We start from the raw sequence: 18,521 nt of genomic DNA, 5'->3' as shown, positions 1-18,521 counted from the left end.
GAGAGGAGATTCACTGATGCCGCAGCAACCCGAAATACAGGATATATACCCTTTGTCATTTATGCAGGAAGGGATGCTTTTTCACTCACTGTATGATGAACAGTCGAGAGCTTATTTTGAACAGGCTTCTTTTACGATCAATGGACAGCTTGACTTGGAGCGTTTTCAGAAAAGTATGGATGCTGTTTTTGACAGGTACGATATCTTTCGAACAGCATTCATCTATAAAAATGTAGCCAAACCTCGTCAAGTCGTGCTCAAGCAACGTCATTGCCCTGTTCATGTTGAAGATATTTCTCATCTCAATGAAAAAGATAAAGAACATTGTACAGAGGCATTCAAAGAGCAGGACAAATCCAAAGGCTTTGATCTCCAAACGGATGTGCTGATGAGAATATCTATTTTAAAATGGGCGCCTGATCATTATGTCTGTATCTGGAGCCACCATCATATTTTAATGGATGGCTGGTGTTTAGGCATCGTCATTAAAGACTTTCTCCATATTTATCAAGCGCTTGGAAAAGGGCAGTTTCCTGATTTGCCTCCCGTACAGCCGTACGGGACGTATATTAAATGGCTGATGCAGCAAGACCGGGAAGAAGCAGCTGAGTATTGGAAAAAGAGGCTTCAGCATTTCGAAAAAGCTTCGCCTCTGCCTAAAAGAACAAATCAAATGTCGGATGGGACATTACAGCAGATCACGTTTACCATTCCTGAAAAAGAAACCTCCGAATTACAGAAAATCGCTGCAGCTTGTGGTGCGACACTTAACACTGTTTTCCAAGCTTTATGGGGAATCATGCTCCAAAAGTTCAATCGCCGCGACGATGCTGTGTTCGGATCAGTTATATCAGGCAGACCTTCTGAGCTAAAAGATGTGGAAAACATGGTCGGACTTTTTATCAATACCATTCCTATTCGAGTCCAAAGTGATTTTCTGTCTTTTTCTGACCTAGTCAGCAGAATGCAAAAGGACATGACTGAGGTAGAAGCTTATAGTTACTTTCCCTTATATGATATTCAGGCGCAGAGCGCTCTTAAACAAGAGCTGATCGATCATATTATCGTCTTTGAAAATACACCTACTCAACAAGAGATTGAAGAGCTGAATCAAGCTGGATCATTTGATTTCTCCGTGAAAGATTTTGAGATGGAAGAGGTAACTAATTATAGATGCAGTGTCAAAGTGATCCCAGGGCGTACTTTGTACGTTCGGATTCATTTTCATACAGGCGCTTATCAACCAAATATGATGTCTGAGATAAAAGATTATTTACTGCACATGATCTCTGACGTCATCTCTGATCCATCTCTTCCTGTGTCAAAGATGACGTTGCTAGATGAGGACAAAACACGGAAAATCGTTTCTCAAAATAACAGGACAGTATCTGTTTCACCTGAAGCGCCAACCCTGCATGGCCTGTTTGAGCGACAGGCGGCAGTCACACCGGAGCGGCCAGCGATTCGCTTTTCCGGCGGTTTGCTGACATACGCTGAGCTTGACATGTACGCCAGCCGGCTGGCTGCGCACCTAGCGGCACGCGGCGTCACAAACGAAAGTATCGTCGGTGTCCTGTCTGAACGCTCACCTGACATGCTGATCGCTGTCCTTGCTGTATTGAAGGCCGGAGGGGCCTATTTGCCGCTTGATCCTGCGTATCCAAAGGAGCGGCTGAGCTACATGCTGAAAGACAGCGGGGCATCACTCTTGCTGACGCAGCCGAAATGTTCCGTACCGAACTTTTCCGGAGAGACGCTTGAAGTTGACATGACATCTCTTGCGAGCGAAAAAGCAGAAAACCATCTATTTACTCCTGCTGACGGCGGTTCTCTCGCCTATGTCATCTATACATCGGGCTCTACCGGGCAGCCAAAAGGAGTGGCCGTTGAGCACCGCCAGGCTGTTTCCTTTCTGACCGGTATGCAGCACCAGTTTCCGCTTTCGGAAGATGACATTGTCATGGTGAAAACCTCTTTTTCCTTTGATGCGTCTGTCTGGCAGCTGTTTTGGTGGACTCTTTCCGGTGCTTCGGCGTATCTGCTTCCGCCCGGCTGGGAAAAAGACCCCGCGTTGATCGTACAAGCCATTCATCAGGAAAACGTGACAACGGCTCATTTTATTCCGGCTATGCTGAACAGCTTTCTCGATCAAGCGGAAATCGAAAGGCTGAGTGACAGGACAAGCCTGAAGCGTGTATTCGCCGGAGGTGAACCGCTTGCGCCGCGTACGGCAGCCCGTTTTGCTTCTGTATTGCCGCAGGTATCATTAATCCATGGCTACGGGCCGACAGAAGCAACGGTAGACGCGGCATTTTACGTATTGGATCCAGAACGGGACAGAGACCGTTTGCGGATTCCGATTGGGAAGCCCGTACCCGGTGCGCGTTTGTATGTTTTAGATCCACATTTAGCCGTACAGCCTTCTGGTGTCGCCGGCGAACTGTACATTGCCGGAGCGGGTGTTGCCAGAGGTTATTTGAATCGGCCGGCATTAACGGAGGAGCGTTTTCTAGAAGACCCGTTTTACCCGGGGGAACGCATGTACAAAACAGGGGATGTGGCGCGCTGGCTCCCTGACGGGAATATTGAATTCCTCGGGCGCACGGATGATCAGGTGAAAATCCGCGGCTACCGGATTGAGCCGGGAGAAATTGAAGCGGCACTAAGAAATATAGAAGGTGTAAGAGAGGCGGCCGTTACCGTACGGACAGACAGCGGGGAGCCGGAATTATGCGCTTATGTAGAAGGGCTCCAAAGAAACGAAATCCGAGCGCAGCTTGAGAGACTGTTGCCGGGCTACATGGTCCCAGCCTATATGATAGAGATGGAACAGTGGCCGGTTACACCAAGCGGAAAGCTCGACCGAAACGCCCTGCCAGCTCCTAGCGGAGCGGCAGATGCGGAGACCTACACGGCGCCGAGAAACGTGACTGAGATGAAACTTTCTCAGCTATGGGAGGACGTGCTGAAAAATGGCCCTGTCGGGATTCACGACAACTTTTTTGACCGCGGGGGACATTCCTTAAAAGCAACGGCGCTTGTCTCACGGATCGCCAAAGAATTCGATGTACAGGTGCCGCTAAAAGATGTGTTTGCCCATCCGACGGTAGAAGGGCTGGCTGCCGTTATCCGTGAAGGAACGGACAGTCCATATGAAGCGATTAAGCCCTCTGAAAAACAGGAAACCTATCCGGTTTCCTCTGCCCAAAAGCGGATTTATGTCCTTCAGCAGCTGGAGGACGGAGGGACAGGCTACAATATGCCGGCTGTGTTAGAGCTCGAAGGGAAGCTCAACCCTGAAAGGATGGACAGAGCTTTCAAAGAGCTGATCAAGCGCCACGAGTCGCTTCGGACCGCCTTCGAACAGGACGCAGGAGGCGATCCGGTGCAGCGCATCCATGACGAAGTGTCGTTTACATTACAGACGACAGTTCTCGGCGACCAAACCGAACAGGAATCGGCAGCCGCGTTTATCAAGCCGTTTGATCTCAGCCAAGCGCCGCTGTTCCGTGCCCAAATCGTAAAGGTATCAGATGAGCGGCACCTGTTACTGGTTGATATGCATCACATCATTTCAGACGGTGTTTCCGTCAACATTCTGATTCGGGAATTCGGCGAGCTGTACAATAATCGGAAGCTTCCGCCACTGCGCATTCAATATAAAGATTATGCCGTATGGCAAGAAGGATTCAAAACAGGAGACGCGTACAAAACGCAGGGGGCGTACTGGCTGAAGCAGCTCGAGGGCGAGCTGCCTGTGCTGGATCTTCCGGCTGATCATGTCCGCCCGCCGGTGCGAAGCTTCGCTGGTGACAAGGTCTCATTTACGCTGGATCAAGAGGTTGCATCAGACCTTCACAAGCTGGCACGAGAAAACGGAAGCACACTGTACATGGTGCTCCTTGCGGCTTACACCGCGTTCTTGTCACGCTTAAGCGGACAGGAGGATATCATCGTCGGCTCGCCAATTGCCGGCCGTCCGCACAAGGATCTTGAGCCGATACTCGGCATGTTTGTGAACACGCTGGCGCTTCGGACACGCCCGGAGGGCGGGAAGCCATTCGTACAGTATTTGCAGGAAGTGCGTGAGACAGCATTGGAAGCCTTTGAGCACCAAGATTACCCGTTCGAAGAGCTTGTCGATAAGCTTGAATTGACACGGGATATGAGCAGAAATCCGCTGTTTGACGTAATGTTTGTTCTTCAAAACATGGATCAGGAATCGTTGGAGCTGGATGAACTTTGTCTCAAACCTGCAGCAAACAATGGGCATCAAACGTCCAAATTTGATTTAACCCTATATGCCCAGGAACAGCCCCACGGTTTGCTGACGTTCCAAATGGAGTTTAGTACTGACTTATATAAGAAAAAAACGATAGAAAAGTGGCTTCAATACTTCATCAATATGTTACTCTCCATCATCAAAGACAACAAAGCCGCTCTCGGAACAATAAATATCCTGAATGAGGATGAGACCCATTACCTTATCCACGAGCTCAATCGCACAAAAATAGATTATCCAAGAAATGAAACCATCAGCAGACTCTTTGAAATGCAGGCTGAACAAACGCCTAATGCTGTAGCAATTGTCAGCGACACCCAAGTATTTACTTACGAGGACCTGAACAGCTGGGCAAATCAAATTGCCTCAGTTCTACAGATTAAGGGCGTAGGGCCTGATAGTGTTGTAGCCTTGTTGACAGGCAGAACACCAGAACTCATTGCAGGAATGCTGGGCATTCTAAAAGCCGGGGGAGCCTATCTGCCTATTGCTTCTGATCTGCCTGTTGAACGAATAGCTTATATGCTGTCAGACAGCGGGGCGGCATTACTCCTTCAATCTGAAAAAACAGAAAAACAACGATTAGACATTGAATGTGAACAAATCATAATCGAAGATATTCAAAAGCAAGGAGAAACGAAGAACGTTGATTCTTCAGCAGGGCCACATTCACTCGCATATATCATTTATACCTCTGGATCAACCGGTAAACCAAAGGGTGTCATGATTGAGCAGCGAAGTGTAATTCGTCTTGTGAAAAACAGCAATTATATTACATTTACACCTGAAGACCGCCTTCTGATGACATCATCAATCGGTTTCGACGTTGGGTCATTTGAAATTTTCGGACCGCTGCTAAATGGTGCCGCTTTGCATCTGTCCGATCAACAAACATTTCTCGATTCCCATCAGCTTAAGAGGTACATAGAACATCAAGGAATCACAACGATTTGGCTGACATCTTCTCTATTCAATCATTTGACAGAACAAAATGAACAAACATTTTCACAGCTGAAACATTTGATTATTGGCGGAGAAGCTTTGTCGCCGAGCCACGTCAATCGAATCAGAAATGTCTGCCCTGAAGTATCTATATGGAATGGATATGGCCCTACCGAAAATACAACTTTTTCGACATGCCTTCACATTCAAAAAACATATGAACTTTCCATTCCGATCGGGCGGCCGGTTGGTAATTCCACCGCTTATATCTTAAATCAATGGGGAGTGCTGCAGCCGGTCGGAGCTGTCGGTGAACTTTGTGTCGGCGGAGATGGCGTCGCCAGAGGATATTTGGGCCGTCCTGATTTAACGAAAGAGAAATTTGTCCCACATCCATTTGCACCTGGCGATCGACTGTATCGCACAGGTGATCTGGCGCGCTGGCTTCCTGACGGGACAATTGAGTACGTTGGCCGTATTGATGATCAAGTAAAAGTCAGAGGCTATCGTGTGGAGCTGGGTGAGATCGAATCAGCACTTCGTCAAATAGACGGGGTCAAAGAAGCCGCAGTGTTAGCACGTACAGCCCAGACCGGGAGCAAAGAGCTGTTTGGCTATATCAGCGTAAAAGCAGGCACGAATGCTGAACAAGTGCGTTCTCTTCTTGCGCGTTCGCTGCCAAACTATATGATCCCGGCGTACATTATTGAAATGGAGACTCTCCCGCTCACATCAAACGGCAAATTGAACCGAAAAGCACTTCCTGAACCAAATTTCACATCTAAACAAACGTACGCTCCACCTCGAAATGACCTTGAAGACCAACTTGTGTTGATCTGGCAGGAGGTTCTCGGCATCCAGAGGATCGGAATAGAGGATTCGTTTTTTGAATTGGGCGGAGATTCAATCAAAGCGCTTCAAGTTTCTGCACGCCTTGGGCGCTATGGACTAAGCTTGCAGGTAAGTGATTTATTCCGTCATCCAAAGATAAAGGACTTATCACCATTGATCCGTAAGTCAGAGAGAATCATAGAGCAAGGACCCATTCAGGGTGACGTTCCTTGGACGCCTGTTCAGCAATGGTTTTTTTCACAAGATATTGAAGAAAGACACCATTTCAATCAGTCTGTCATGCTATTCCATTCTGGACGTTTGTCTGAAAACGCCCTTAGACCAGCCTTGAAAAAACTGGCGGAGCATCATGATGCGCTTCGGATGGTTTATCGCAACGATGATAGGCGATGGATTCAAATCAACCAAGGCATTAAGGAGTCACAGCTATACAGCTTAAGAATCTCTGATCTTTCACAGTCAGAAAGCGGCTGGGAGACGAAAATCAAACAAGAAGTTGCAGATCTTCAGCAAAGCATCAATTTGCAGGAAGGACCATTGTTGCACGCCGCTTTGTTTAAAACACTGACCGGAGATTACTTGTTCCTTGCGATCCATCACCTTGTCGTTGATGGTGTCTCATGGCGGATTTTGCTGGAGGATTTGTCAGCCGGATATCAACAAGCTGCTGCAGGCCAGACGATCCAGCTTCCGCCTAAAACGGATTCCTACCAGGAATACGCAAGACGCATACAGGAATATGCCCAAACCAGTAAGCTGATTCGCGAAGAGGCGTATTGGCGAAGTATAGAAGAACAGCAAGCCGCAGAACTGCCATATGAAATACCGCATCATCTGAACATCGACTCCAGCAAAAGGGACTCATTAAGCTTTTCACTGACTGAAGCAGACACCGCCGTCTTGCTGCAAAATGTCAATTACGCCTATGGCACAGATACACAAGATATTCTGTTAACCGCAGCATCCTTGGCGATTTGTGAATGGACAGGAGGAAGTAAGCTCCGTATCGCTATGGAAGGACACGGTAGAGAACACATTCTGCCAGAGTTAGATATCAGCAGGACGGTCGGCTGGTTTACATCCATGTACCCGGCCTTCATAAGCTTTGAAAATCATAGGGATGAGCTCGGAACCTCAGTAAAAACCGTTAAAGATACACTGGGCCGGATACCAAACAAAGGGGTAGGTTACGGTATGCTGAAATACCTTACACACCCTGAAAATAAAAGCATTACGTTTTCAAAAACACCTGAAATCAGCTTTAACTATTTGGGCCAGTTCAACGACATCGAAAGACAGGACACCTTCCGCCCATCAAGCCTTGGGAGCGGAAAGGATATCACTCATACATGGAAGCGTGAGCAAATCATCGAGATGAGCGCAATGGCAGCAGACAAAAAGCTCCATTTCAATCTTAGTTATCCGCCAGCCCGCTTTCACAGAAACACAATGGAACAGCTTATTAACAGGATTGAACACTTTTTGCTGGACATTATGAAACACTGCGCCGGTCAACAGAAAGCAGAAAAGACACTGAGCGATTTCAGCAGTCAATCATTAACGGCAGAGGACTTGGACAGCATAACCAGCTTGGTGGAAGAATTGTAGAAAATCGTGACAGGAGACATGAACATGACAAAAGCGAATTCAATTCAGGATATTTATCCGCTGTCTTACATGCAGGAAGGGATGCTTTTCCATTCCCTCCTGCAAAAAGATTCACAGGCGTATGTTGAGCAAGCTTCTTTTACAATAGAAGGAAAAGTCAACCCGCAGTTTTTTCAAAACAGCATCAACGCTCTTGTAGAAAGACATGATATTTTCAGAACGATTTTTATCAGCCAAAATGTTTCCTCCCCCCAGCAGGTTGTTCTGAGAGAACGAAATGTCATCGTACTGGAAGAAGACATTACTCATTTAAACGAGGCGGAGCAATCACAGTTTATCGAGCAATGGAAAGAAAAGGACCGGGACCGGGGGTTTCATTTGCAAAAGGATGTGCTCATGCGCATCGCTCTGATTCAAACAGGAGAGAGCCAGTACACTTGTATTTGGACCTTTCATCACATCATGATGGACGGTTGGTGCCTCAGCATTGTGCTAAAGGAGTTTCTGCATATTTACGCATCTTATGTAAATGCATCCCCAATAACATTGGAGCCGGTCCAGCCATACGGAAAGTATATCAAATGGCTGATGGAGCAAGACAAAGAGCAGGCGGTTTCTTATTGGGACCATTATCTTTCCGGCCATGAACAGCAAACCGTGCTCCCGAAGCAGAAAAAAACAAAGGGAAGAAGCAGGCAGGAACACGTTACATTTTCATTCTCTAAGGAAGAAAGCAGCAGGCTTTCAGAGCTTGCTGCAAGAGAAGAAGTGACACTCAGTACGATTTTTCATACCATTTGGGGCATTCTGCTGCAAAAATATAATAATAACGATGACGCCGTATTCGGTTCTGTCATTTCAGGAAGGCCCGCAGAAATCGAAGGCATTGAACATATGGTAGGTCTTTTCATTAATACGATGCCGATTCGGGTGCAGGGGGCAAAAACGCCATTTCTTCAACTTATAAAAGATATGCAAAAAGACCGTCTTGCCGCTGAAGCGTACAGCTACCACCCTTTGTATGAGATTCAATCCCGCTCAGCTGTTAAGCAAGGGCTGATTGATCATATTCTCGTATTTGAAAACTATCCGGTGCAGCAAGAGATTCAAATGCTGAACAAACAGGAACATGCTTCTGATCTTTTTCAAATTCATAATTTCACTGTCGCAGATGAAACCAACTACAGCTTTTATCTTATGGTAGCACCAGGAGAAGAAATCCATATGAAAATGAGCTATGATGCTGAGCAGCACGATCGGTCTTTTGTGCTTTCTGTCAAGGAGCATTTTCTGAATGTTGTATCGCAAATCTTACACAATCCGAATCTTTCACCTGGTGAAATCGAGATTACGACAGACACCGAAAAGCGGCAGCTGATTGGAGAAATCGCAGATCGAACACCAGTTTACGAAACCATCCATGCCATGTTTGAAACACAAGCAGAAAAGACGCCGGATGCTTATGCGGTAATTGATCAAGCCTGCTCGTTAACATACAAAGAACTGAATAAATCGGCTAACAGATTGGCGCGGCATTTACGAATGAAGGGTGTTGCGAGACAGGAGCCCGTTGCGATTATGATGGAACGCTCAGCGGCGTTTATCACAGGTATTCTTGGAATCTTAAAGGCAGGCGGCGCTATTGTTCCGATAGATCCGTATTATCCAGCTGACAGAATCCGTTATATTCTAAATGACTGCGGCTGTTCGCATGTTGTTTCACAAGCGCATCTTTCCTCATCGTTAGAAAACAATTACATTATCACTCATGCAGAAGATATCGAAAGCAAAGAAGACGGCAATAACATGAAGTCAGTCAATAATGCTGACGATCTGCTGTATATCATTTATACGTCAGGTACAACAGGTAAACCAAAGGGTGTTCAATTTGAGCATCGAAACATGGCTAACTTGCTGAAGTTCGAATATGCACACTCTGGCATTGATTTCGAAGCAGATGTTCTGCAATTTGCGACACCTGCCTTTGACGTCTGCTATCAAGAAATATTTTCTGCGCTTCTTAAAGGAGGCACACTGCACATCGTGCCAGAAGCCATAAAAAGAGATGTGCCTCAGCTGTTTGCATTTATAAACAAGCAACAGACGAATATTGTGTTTCTCCCAACTGCTTTTATCAAAATGATTTTCAGCGAGCAGCAACTGGCGAACTCGTTTCCTTATGGCGTCAAACACTTGATTGCAGCCGGGGAACAATTAATGATTTCAGACCTTTTCCAAGAGATGTTACGTGAACGCGACATACACCTGCACAATCATTACGGACCTTCAGAAACTCATGTCGTATCAACGTATACCATTCATCCGGGAGACCCTATTCCGGAGTTTCCGCCAATCGGTAAACCGATAAGCTGTACTGATCTATATATTTTGAATCATCAAAAACAACTGCAGCCCTGCGGCGTACCAGGTGAACTCTATATTTCCGGCGCAAGTGTTGCCAGAGGATATGTCAATCACGATAAACTGACACGCGACAAATTTTCATCCGACCCATTCAGGCCTGGTGTGATCATGTACCGTACAGGTGATTTGGCCAGACGGCTTGAAGACGGCAACATCGAATATATCGGACGGGCAGACAATCAAGTGAAAATCAGAGGTTATCGAATTGAGCCGCAAGAAATCGAAGTCACGCTAATGAATCATCCGGACATTAGTGAGGCTGCCATTCTCATCTGGCAAGATCAAAACGGTGAACATGAATTATGCGCTTACTATTGCAGTGTACAAAAGCTGAATGCAATAGATTTACGCAGTTATATGGCTAGTGAGCTCCCAGAATACATGATTCCGTCGAAATGGATATGGGTTGACAGCATACCTCTTACCCCAAACGGAAAAGTAGATCGCGCAGCACTTCCGGAGCCAGATGCTTCAATCAGCGGAAACCCATATACTGCCCCTCGAAATCTGTTAGAGGCAAAGCTTTCGCAACTATTTGAAGATGTGCTAAAGAATGGACATATAGGCATCCAAGACAACTTTTTTGACAATGGCGGCCACTCGTTAAAAGCAACAGTGCTTATGTCACGGATCGCAAAGGAATTCCATGTGCAAGTTTCACTTAAGGACATCTTTGCTCATCCGACTGTTGAAGGATTAGCTTTAATTATTCGAGAGGCTGAACAAAATCTGTATGCAGCAATTGAACCAGCAGAAGAAAGGGATACATATCCTGTATCTTCGGCCCAAAAACGAATCTATGTGCTTCAACAGCTTGATGAGGGTGTCGCCTATAACATGCCTGCGGTCTTAGAACTGGAAGGTGCACTGGATGTCGCCAAACTGTCTGCTGTATGTAAAGAACTGATCAGCCGGCATGAGCCGCTTCGAACTTCCTTTGTATCCGGAGCTGATGACGAGCCGGTTCAGCGTATCCACACCGAAGTGCCTTTTACGTTAAGTAAAGAGACCACTATCGAGGGATTTGTCCGTCCCTTTGATCTCAGCCAGGCGCCATTATTTAGAGCAGGCCTTATAGAAGTGTCAAACGAGAAGCATGTATTGCTGGTGGATATGCACCATATCATTTCAGATGGCGTATCCGTTCAGCTCCTAATCCGAGAATTTACCGATCTTTATGCAAACCGGCAGCTTAAGCCATTGCGGATCCAATATAAAGATTACGCCGTATGGCAGCAGAAATTTAAAAAGGGAGACTCGTACCAAAAGCAGGAGACTTACTGGCAGCAGCAGTTTAGCGGGGATCTTCCTATACTGGAGCTTCCAACAGATAAACGACGTCCGGCAGAACGGCAATTCATAGGCGGAAAAGTAACCTTTCAATTGGACAAAGAGATCACGGCCCGCATAAAGCGGCTCGCCCATAAAAACAGAAGCACGCTTTATATGACGCTTCTCGCTTTGTATTCAGCCTTTTTGTCTCGGTTAAGCGGTCAGGATGATATCGTGATTGGTTCACCAATCGCCGGACGGCCCCATGCCGACCTTGAAGCTGTTCTTGGGATGTTCGTCAATACACTGGCTCTCCGCACACGCCCAGCGGGTAATAAGACATTTGAGGAATTTCTGAAAGAAGTCAGACAGACGGCATTAGAAGCGTATGAGCATCAGGATTACCCGTTTGAAGAGCTTGTGGACAAACTCGGTGTGCAGCGGGAAATGAGCCGGAATCCTTTGTTTGACACAACGCTAGTCCTTCAGAATATGGAACAGCAAAAGCTAAAAATGAATGATGTACAGCTTCAGTGGAACGACTTGGAGCACCCAATATCAAAATTTGATATTTCCCTATACGTTACAGAGCATGATTCCGAGCTTTTCTGTCAGTTTGAATACAGTACAGCTTTGTTTGAGAAAGAAACCATCCAAAGGTGGGCCAGCCTTTTCACCACGCTTGTGGAACATACAGCTGCCAGCCCTGAAACAGAATTGGACGATATTCCAATCTTAACAAAAGAAGAAGAGAGAGATTTCATTGAATCATGCCATCCGTTTGAGGAGACGGGCTATTCAATGAATCAAACGCTCCACTATGCACTCGAACAGCAGGCAGCAAAAACGCCTGATCAGGCGGCCGTTATCTTCGAAGATGGAGTGATGACCTATAAAGAATTGAACGAACAGGCTAACCGTATCGCCTGGGAGCTAATTGGACGGGGGGTAAAACCCGAAACGACTGTTGCCATTATAGGAAAGCGTTCACCTGAAATGCTGCTTGGCATTTATGGCATTCTTAAAGCTGGCGGCGCTTATCTGCCCATCGACCCGGATTATCCGGAAGAACGAATCAGCTTTCTGCTGGAGGACAGCGGTACAAACATTCTCCTGCTTCAGTCTGCCAGCCTTCATATTCCGGCATTTACAGGAGAGATTGTCTATCTCAATCAGACAAATAACGGACTGGCACATCGTTTGTCCAATCCGAATGTGGATGTTCTCCCGCAATCTTTAGCCTATGTCATCTATACATCCGGCTCTACCGGGATGCCTAAGGGTGTTGAAATTGAACATCGATCAGCGGTGAATTTTTTGAATTCCCTACAGTCCCGCTATCAGCTAAAGCATTCAGATATGATTATGCACAAAACATCATATTCATTCGATGCTTCAATATGGGAGCTGTTTTGGTGGCCTTATGCCGGAGCTTCTGTTTATCTGCTTCCTCAGGGAGGCGAAAAAGAACCTGAAGTGATCGCGAAGGCCATAGAAGAACAAAAGATCACAGCTATGCATTTTGTGCCTTCAATGCTCCATGCATTTTTAGAACATATAAAATATCGCTCTGTACCGATTAAGACAAACAGACTCAAGCGAGTGTTTTCTGGGGGAGAACAGCTGGGGACCCATCTTGTCTCCCGATTTTACGAGTTGCTTCCAAATGTTTCAATAACCAATTCCTATGGGCCAACGGAAGCAACCGTAGAAGCTGCATTCTTTGATTGTCCGCCGCATGAAAAACTTGAACGGATCCCAATTGGAAAACCTGTTCATCATGTCAGATTATATATCCTGAATCAGAATCAGCGGATGCTGCCTGCTGGATGTATCGGCGAACTGTACATTGCCGGAGCGGGTGTTGCCAGAGGTTATTTGAATCGGCCGGCATTAACGGAGGAGCGTTTTCTTGAAGACCCGTTTTACCCGGGGGAACGCATGTACAAAACCGGGGATGTGGCGCGCTGGCTCCCTGACGGGAATGTTGAATTCCTCGGGCGCACGGATGATCAGGTGAAAATCCGCGGCTACCGGATTGAGCCGGGAGAAATTGAAGCGGCACTAATAAGCATAGAAGGTGTAAGGGAGGCGGCCGTTACCGTACGGACAGACAGCGGGGAGCCGGAATTATGCGCTTATATAGAAGGGCTCCGGAGAAACGAAGTGCGGGCACAGCTTGAAAGACTGTTGCCGGGCTACATGATCCCAGCCTATATGATAGAGATGGAACAGTGGCCGGTTACACCAAGCGGAAAGCTTGACCGAAACGCCCTGCCAGCTCCTGGCGGAGCGGCAGATGCGGAGACCTACACGGCGCCGAGAAACGTGACTGAGATGAAGCTTTCTCAGCTGTGGGAGGACGTGCTGAAAAATGGCCCTGTCGGGATTCACGACAACTTTTTTGACCGCGGGGGACATTCCTTAAAAGCAACGGCGCTTGTCTCACGGATCGCCAAAGAATTCGATGTACAGGTGCCGCTAAAAGATGTATTTGCCCATCCGACAGTAGAAGGGCTGGCGGCCGTTATCCATGAAGGAACGGACAGTCCATATAAAGCGATAAAACCGGCTGAAAAGCAGGAAACGTATCCGGTTTCCTCTGCCCAAAAGCGGATTTATGTCCTTCAGCAGCTGGAGGACGGAGGGACAGGCTACAATATGCCGGCTGTATTAGAGCTCGAAGGGAAGCTCAACCCTGAAAGGATGGACAGAGCTTTCAAAGAGCTGATCAAGCGCCACGAGTCGCTTCGGACCTCCTTCGAACAGGACGCAGGAGGCGATCCGGTTCAGCGCATCCATGACGAGGTGCCGTTTACGTTACAGACTACAGTTCTCGGCGCACGAACCGAACAGGAGGCCGCAGCCGCATTTATCAAACCGTTTGATCTCAGCCAAGCGCCGCTGTTCCGTGCCCAAATCGTAAAGATATCAGATGAGCGGCACCTGTTGCTGGTTGATATGCATCACATCATTTCAGACGGTGTTTCCGTCAACATTCTGATTCGGGAATTCGGCGAGCTGTACAATAATCGGAAGCTTCCGGCACTGCGCATTCAATATAAAGATTATGCCGTATGGCAAGAAGAATTTAAAACTGGAGACGCGTACAAAACGCAAGAGGCGTACTGGCTGAAGCAGCTCGAGGGCGAGCTGCCTGTGCTGGATCTCCCCGCTGATCATGCCCGCCCGCCGGTGCGAAGCTTCGCGGGTGACAAGGTCTCATTTACGCTGGATCAAGAGGTTGCATCAGGCCTTCACAAGCTGGCACGAGAAAACGGAAGCACACTGTACATGGTGCTCCTTGCGGCTTACACCGCGTTCTTGTCACGCTTAAGCGGACAGGAGGATATCATCGTCGGCTCGCCAATCGCCGGCCGGCCGCACAAGGATCTTGAGACGATACTCGGCATGTTTGTGAACACGCTGGCGCTTCGGACGCGCCCGGAGGGCGGGAAGCCGTTTGTACAGTACTTGCAGGAAGTGCGCGAGACAGCATTGGAAGCCTTTGAGCACCAGGATTACCCGTTCGAAGAACTTGTCGATAAGCTTGAATTGACACGGGATATGAGCCGGAATCCAGTGTTTGATGCGATGTTAGTTGTTCAAAATAATGATTACGAGCGATTGCATCTTCATGATTTGCAAATGAAGCCGGCACAAGTTTCTCATCTCGTTTCTAAATTCGATTTGACACTACAGGCATCTGAGGGCGACGGAAACATTCATTTCCTTTTTGAATATTCAACCGCATTGTTCGAGAAAACCACCATTGAACGCTGGGCATCGCATTTAACAAATGTACTTAGCATCATTGGTAAAAACCCGGAGGTGACACTCAACCATATCGACATCCTGACCCAAGAAGAGCGGCACCAGCTGCTTAATGAGTTTAACACCGGGCAAGCGAATCAATACGGAGTTCAAACAATCAGTCAATTGTTTGAGCAGCAAGCTGCACGAACACCAAAAGCTTCTGCACTTGTCAGCGGAGACAAAACACTCACTTATCAAGAGCTTGACGAGTGGTCCAATGGAATCGCACGTGCATTGCGCAGCCGAGGTGTTAAGCCGGACACACCAGTAGGCATCATGATGCATCGTTCGTTCAGTATGATAGCATCCATACTTGGTGTGTGGAAAGCCGGAGGCTGTTACGTTCCCATCGATCCTGAATACCCGACAGAACGGAAACGCTATATCCTTAGCGACAGCGGAACGAAACTGCTGATGACAATAAATGAAGCGGATCGGGAAGCACTTGCTGACTTTGAAGGAGAGATCTTAGCGATAGAAAGTGTAGAGGCATACGACAAATCACCGCTGCCGCAAGTATCGTCTGCTCATCATTTGGCTTATATCATTTATACCTCTGGAACGACGGGCCGTCCAAAAGGGGTAATGGTCGAGCATAAAGGTATTGCCAACACTCTTCAGTGGCGGCGAAACGCTTATGCATTCAACGAGACAGATACCATTCTGCAGCTCTTTTCTTTCTCATTTGACGGCTTTATAACGAGTATGTTTACACCGCTTTTGTCAGGTGCAAAAGCCGTTTTGCTTCATGAAGAGGAAGCGAAGGATATTCTGGTCATTAAGCATCAGCTGTCTCGTCAACGGATTACACATATGATTATTGTGCCTGTTTTATATCGAGCGCTTTTGGACATAGTGCAGCCGGAAGATGTAAAGACGCTTAGAGTCGTCACACTGGCGGGAGAAGCGGCTGACCGCGAATTGATCGACCGCAGCTTAGCTATATGTCCGCATACCGAACTCGCCAACGAATATGGACCGACAGAAAACAGCGTGGCGACTACCGTCATGAGACATATGGAAAAGCAGGCATACGTAAGCATCGGCCAGCCGATTGACGGGACTCAAGTGCTGATTTTAAATAGCAATCATCAGCTTCAGCCAATCGGTGTTGCGGGAGAGCTTTGTATAGCAGGAACAGGGCTTGCAAGAGGGTACGTTAATCTTCCAGAACTGACAGAGAGAGCATTCACGCAGAATCCATTTAAACCCGAAACACGAATGTACCGAACAGGAGACGCCGCCAGATGGATGGCCGACGGAACACTCGAATATCTCGGAAGAATCGATGATCAAGTCAAAATCAGAGGATACCGTGTAGAAACGAAAGAAATTGAATCGGTCATCCGGTGTATAAATGGTGTAAAAGACGCCGCAGTAGTTGCTCATGAAACAGCGTCAGGACAAACCGAATTAAGTGCTTATGTGGTGACAAAACCAGAGTTGAGCACAAATGCTGTACGCTCAGAATTACAAAACAAGCTGCCGGTGTTTATGCACCCTGCGTTTATTGAAAAACTGGACTCACTTCCATTGTCACCAAACGGCAAGCTGGATCGCGGAGCACTTCCAAAACCTGTATATAACCACGAAGGTGAACGTCCATTCCTCCCGCCAGCCAGCAAAATGGAACAAATACTGGCAGATATATGGCAAGAAGTACTGGGGGCAGAAAAGATCGGAACAGCTGATTCGTTCTTTGAACTTGGCGGAGATTCAATCAAAGCGTTACAGGTATCTGCGCGGCTTCACCGGATAGGCAAGCAAATGGCAGTGAAAGATTTGTTTAGCCATCCGACCATTCAAGAATTGGCAGCTTATATCCGTGATTCAGATACAAGTTCCAGCCAAGCTCCGGTTGAGGGAGACGTACAATGGTCGCCTGTTCAAAAATGGTTTCTTTCTCAAGATATAAAAGAAAAACACCATTTTAATCAGTCCGTAATGCTGTATCGAAGCACCTCTGTACAAGAAGACGCACTGCGCAAAACGTTAAAAGCAATAACGTGTCATCATGATGCGCTGCGAATGGTGTTTACACAGAATGAACAAGGAAAGTGGGATCAATATAATCGGCCGCTCAGTCATTCGGACGACGCGTTGTACGGCCTTCAGATGATTGATTTATCAGCTCCGGACGGCACTGATGGAAATAGAGCGTATGAGCCTATTATCAAACGTCATGTACTTGATATTCAGCAGAAAATGGATTTGAAGAATGGTCCGCTGCTGCAAGCCGGTCTTTTCCACACAATTGACGGTGATTTCTTATTTTTATCTGCTCATCACCTCGTCGTTGACGGCATTTCATGGCGGGTTCTGCTTGAAGATTTGGCTTTAGGGTATCGCCAAGCTGCAGGCGGGGAGGATATCAAACTGCCGCCTAAAACAAGCTCATTTAAAGCGTATACGAAAAAGCTCTCTGACTACGCTGAAAGCCAGCAGCTCATGAAACAGCTCAAGTATTGGCGCGAAGCCGAAGAGTATCAAACAGAGGCATTGCCTTTTGATCACATTGATGGAACTAGAGCACACGAGGGACAACGGTCCACGATTTCGTTTACCTTAAACGAGAAAGAGACAGCAGCACTCTTAAAAGACGCCAACAGCGCATATAACACTGATACGCAGGACATGCTGCTCGCTTCTGTCATTCTTGCGCTGCGCCATTGGACCAATCAATCCGCCTTCAAACTATCATTAGAGGGCCACGGGCGAGAGGATGTATTAGAAGGAATAGATGTGAGCCGGACGGTTGGATGGTTTACCGCCATTTATCCGTTATTGGTTAAATTGAACGCAGACTTGCCAGATTCGGAAGAATACATGGTTCATGTGCTAAAAACAACAAAAGATACACTGAGACGTGTACCTGACAAAGGATTCGGCTACGGTGTCATCAAATATTTGACTCCGCCTGGCAAAAAAGACATCAATTTCACAGGTGCACCAGAAATCAGCTTTAATTATCTTGGTCAATTTGAAAGCGGCCGCACAGCTGAAGTACCTGAGGAGGACGCCTTCTCATTCTCTCCGCTGGGTGCCGGGGGTGATATCAGCACAACATGGAACCGTGAACAGTCGCTGGATATCAGTGCAATCGCTGCAGAAGGGAAAATGACTGTCAATATGACTTATGACACTACCCGTTTTCAGCGCAAAACCATCGAACAGCTTAGCGAAACATGCCGTCAATTTTTATTACAGCTGATCGAACACTGCCAGAACAAAAGCGAAACAGAAAAAACGATCAGCGATTATGATGATCAAGAACTGACCGAGGATGCCCTGCAAGAGATTGCTGATATGCTCAGTTTTCACTAAT

Annotated in this window: 2 protein-coding genes; both read left to right on the top strand. The window is 47.1% G+C overall.

The features are described 5' to 3' along the window. Positions 1 to 16: 16 nt before the first annotated feature. Positions 17 to 7,684, top strand: a complete 7,668-nt coding sequence (gene ppsC, locus NSQ83_RS10080; protein ID WP_339239210.1) for a plipastatin non-ribosomal peptide synthetase PpsC — start codon at positions 17 to 19, stop codon at positions 7,682 to 7,684. A gap of 24 nt (positions 7,685 to 7,708) precedes the next feature. Then, positions 7,709 to 18,520: a plipastatin non-ribosomal peptide synthetase PpsD gene (gene ppsD / locus NSQ83_RS10075; RefSeq protein ID WP_204551502.1), complete on the top strand. Its 10,812-nt coding sequence runs from the start codon at positions 7,709 to 7,711 to the stop codon at positions 18,518 to 18,520. The last annotated feature ends 1 nt before the right edge of the window (position 18,521 follow it).

The organism is Bacillus sp. PS217 (assembly GCF_037963535.1).
Classification (GTDB): Bacteria; Bacillota; Bacilli; order Bacillales; family Bacillaceae; genus Bacillus; species Bacillus subtilis.
Note: the sequence above shows the minus strand (reverse complement) of the source record. Positions and strands in the feature narration are given on the sequence as shown.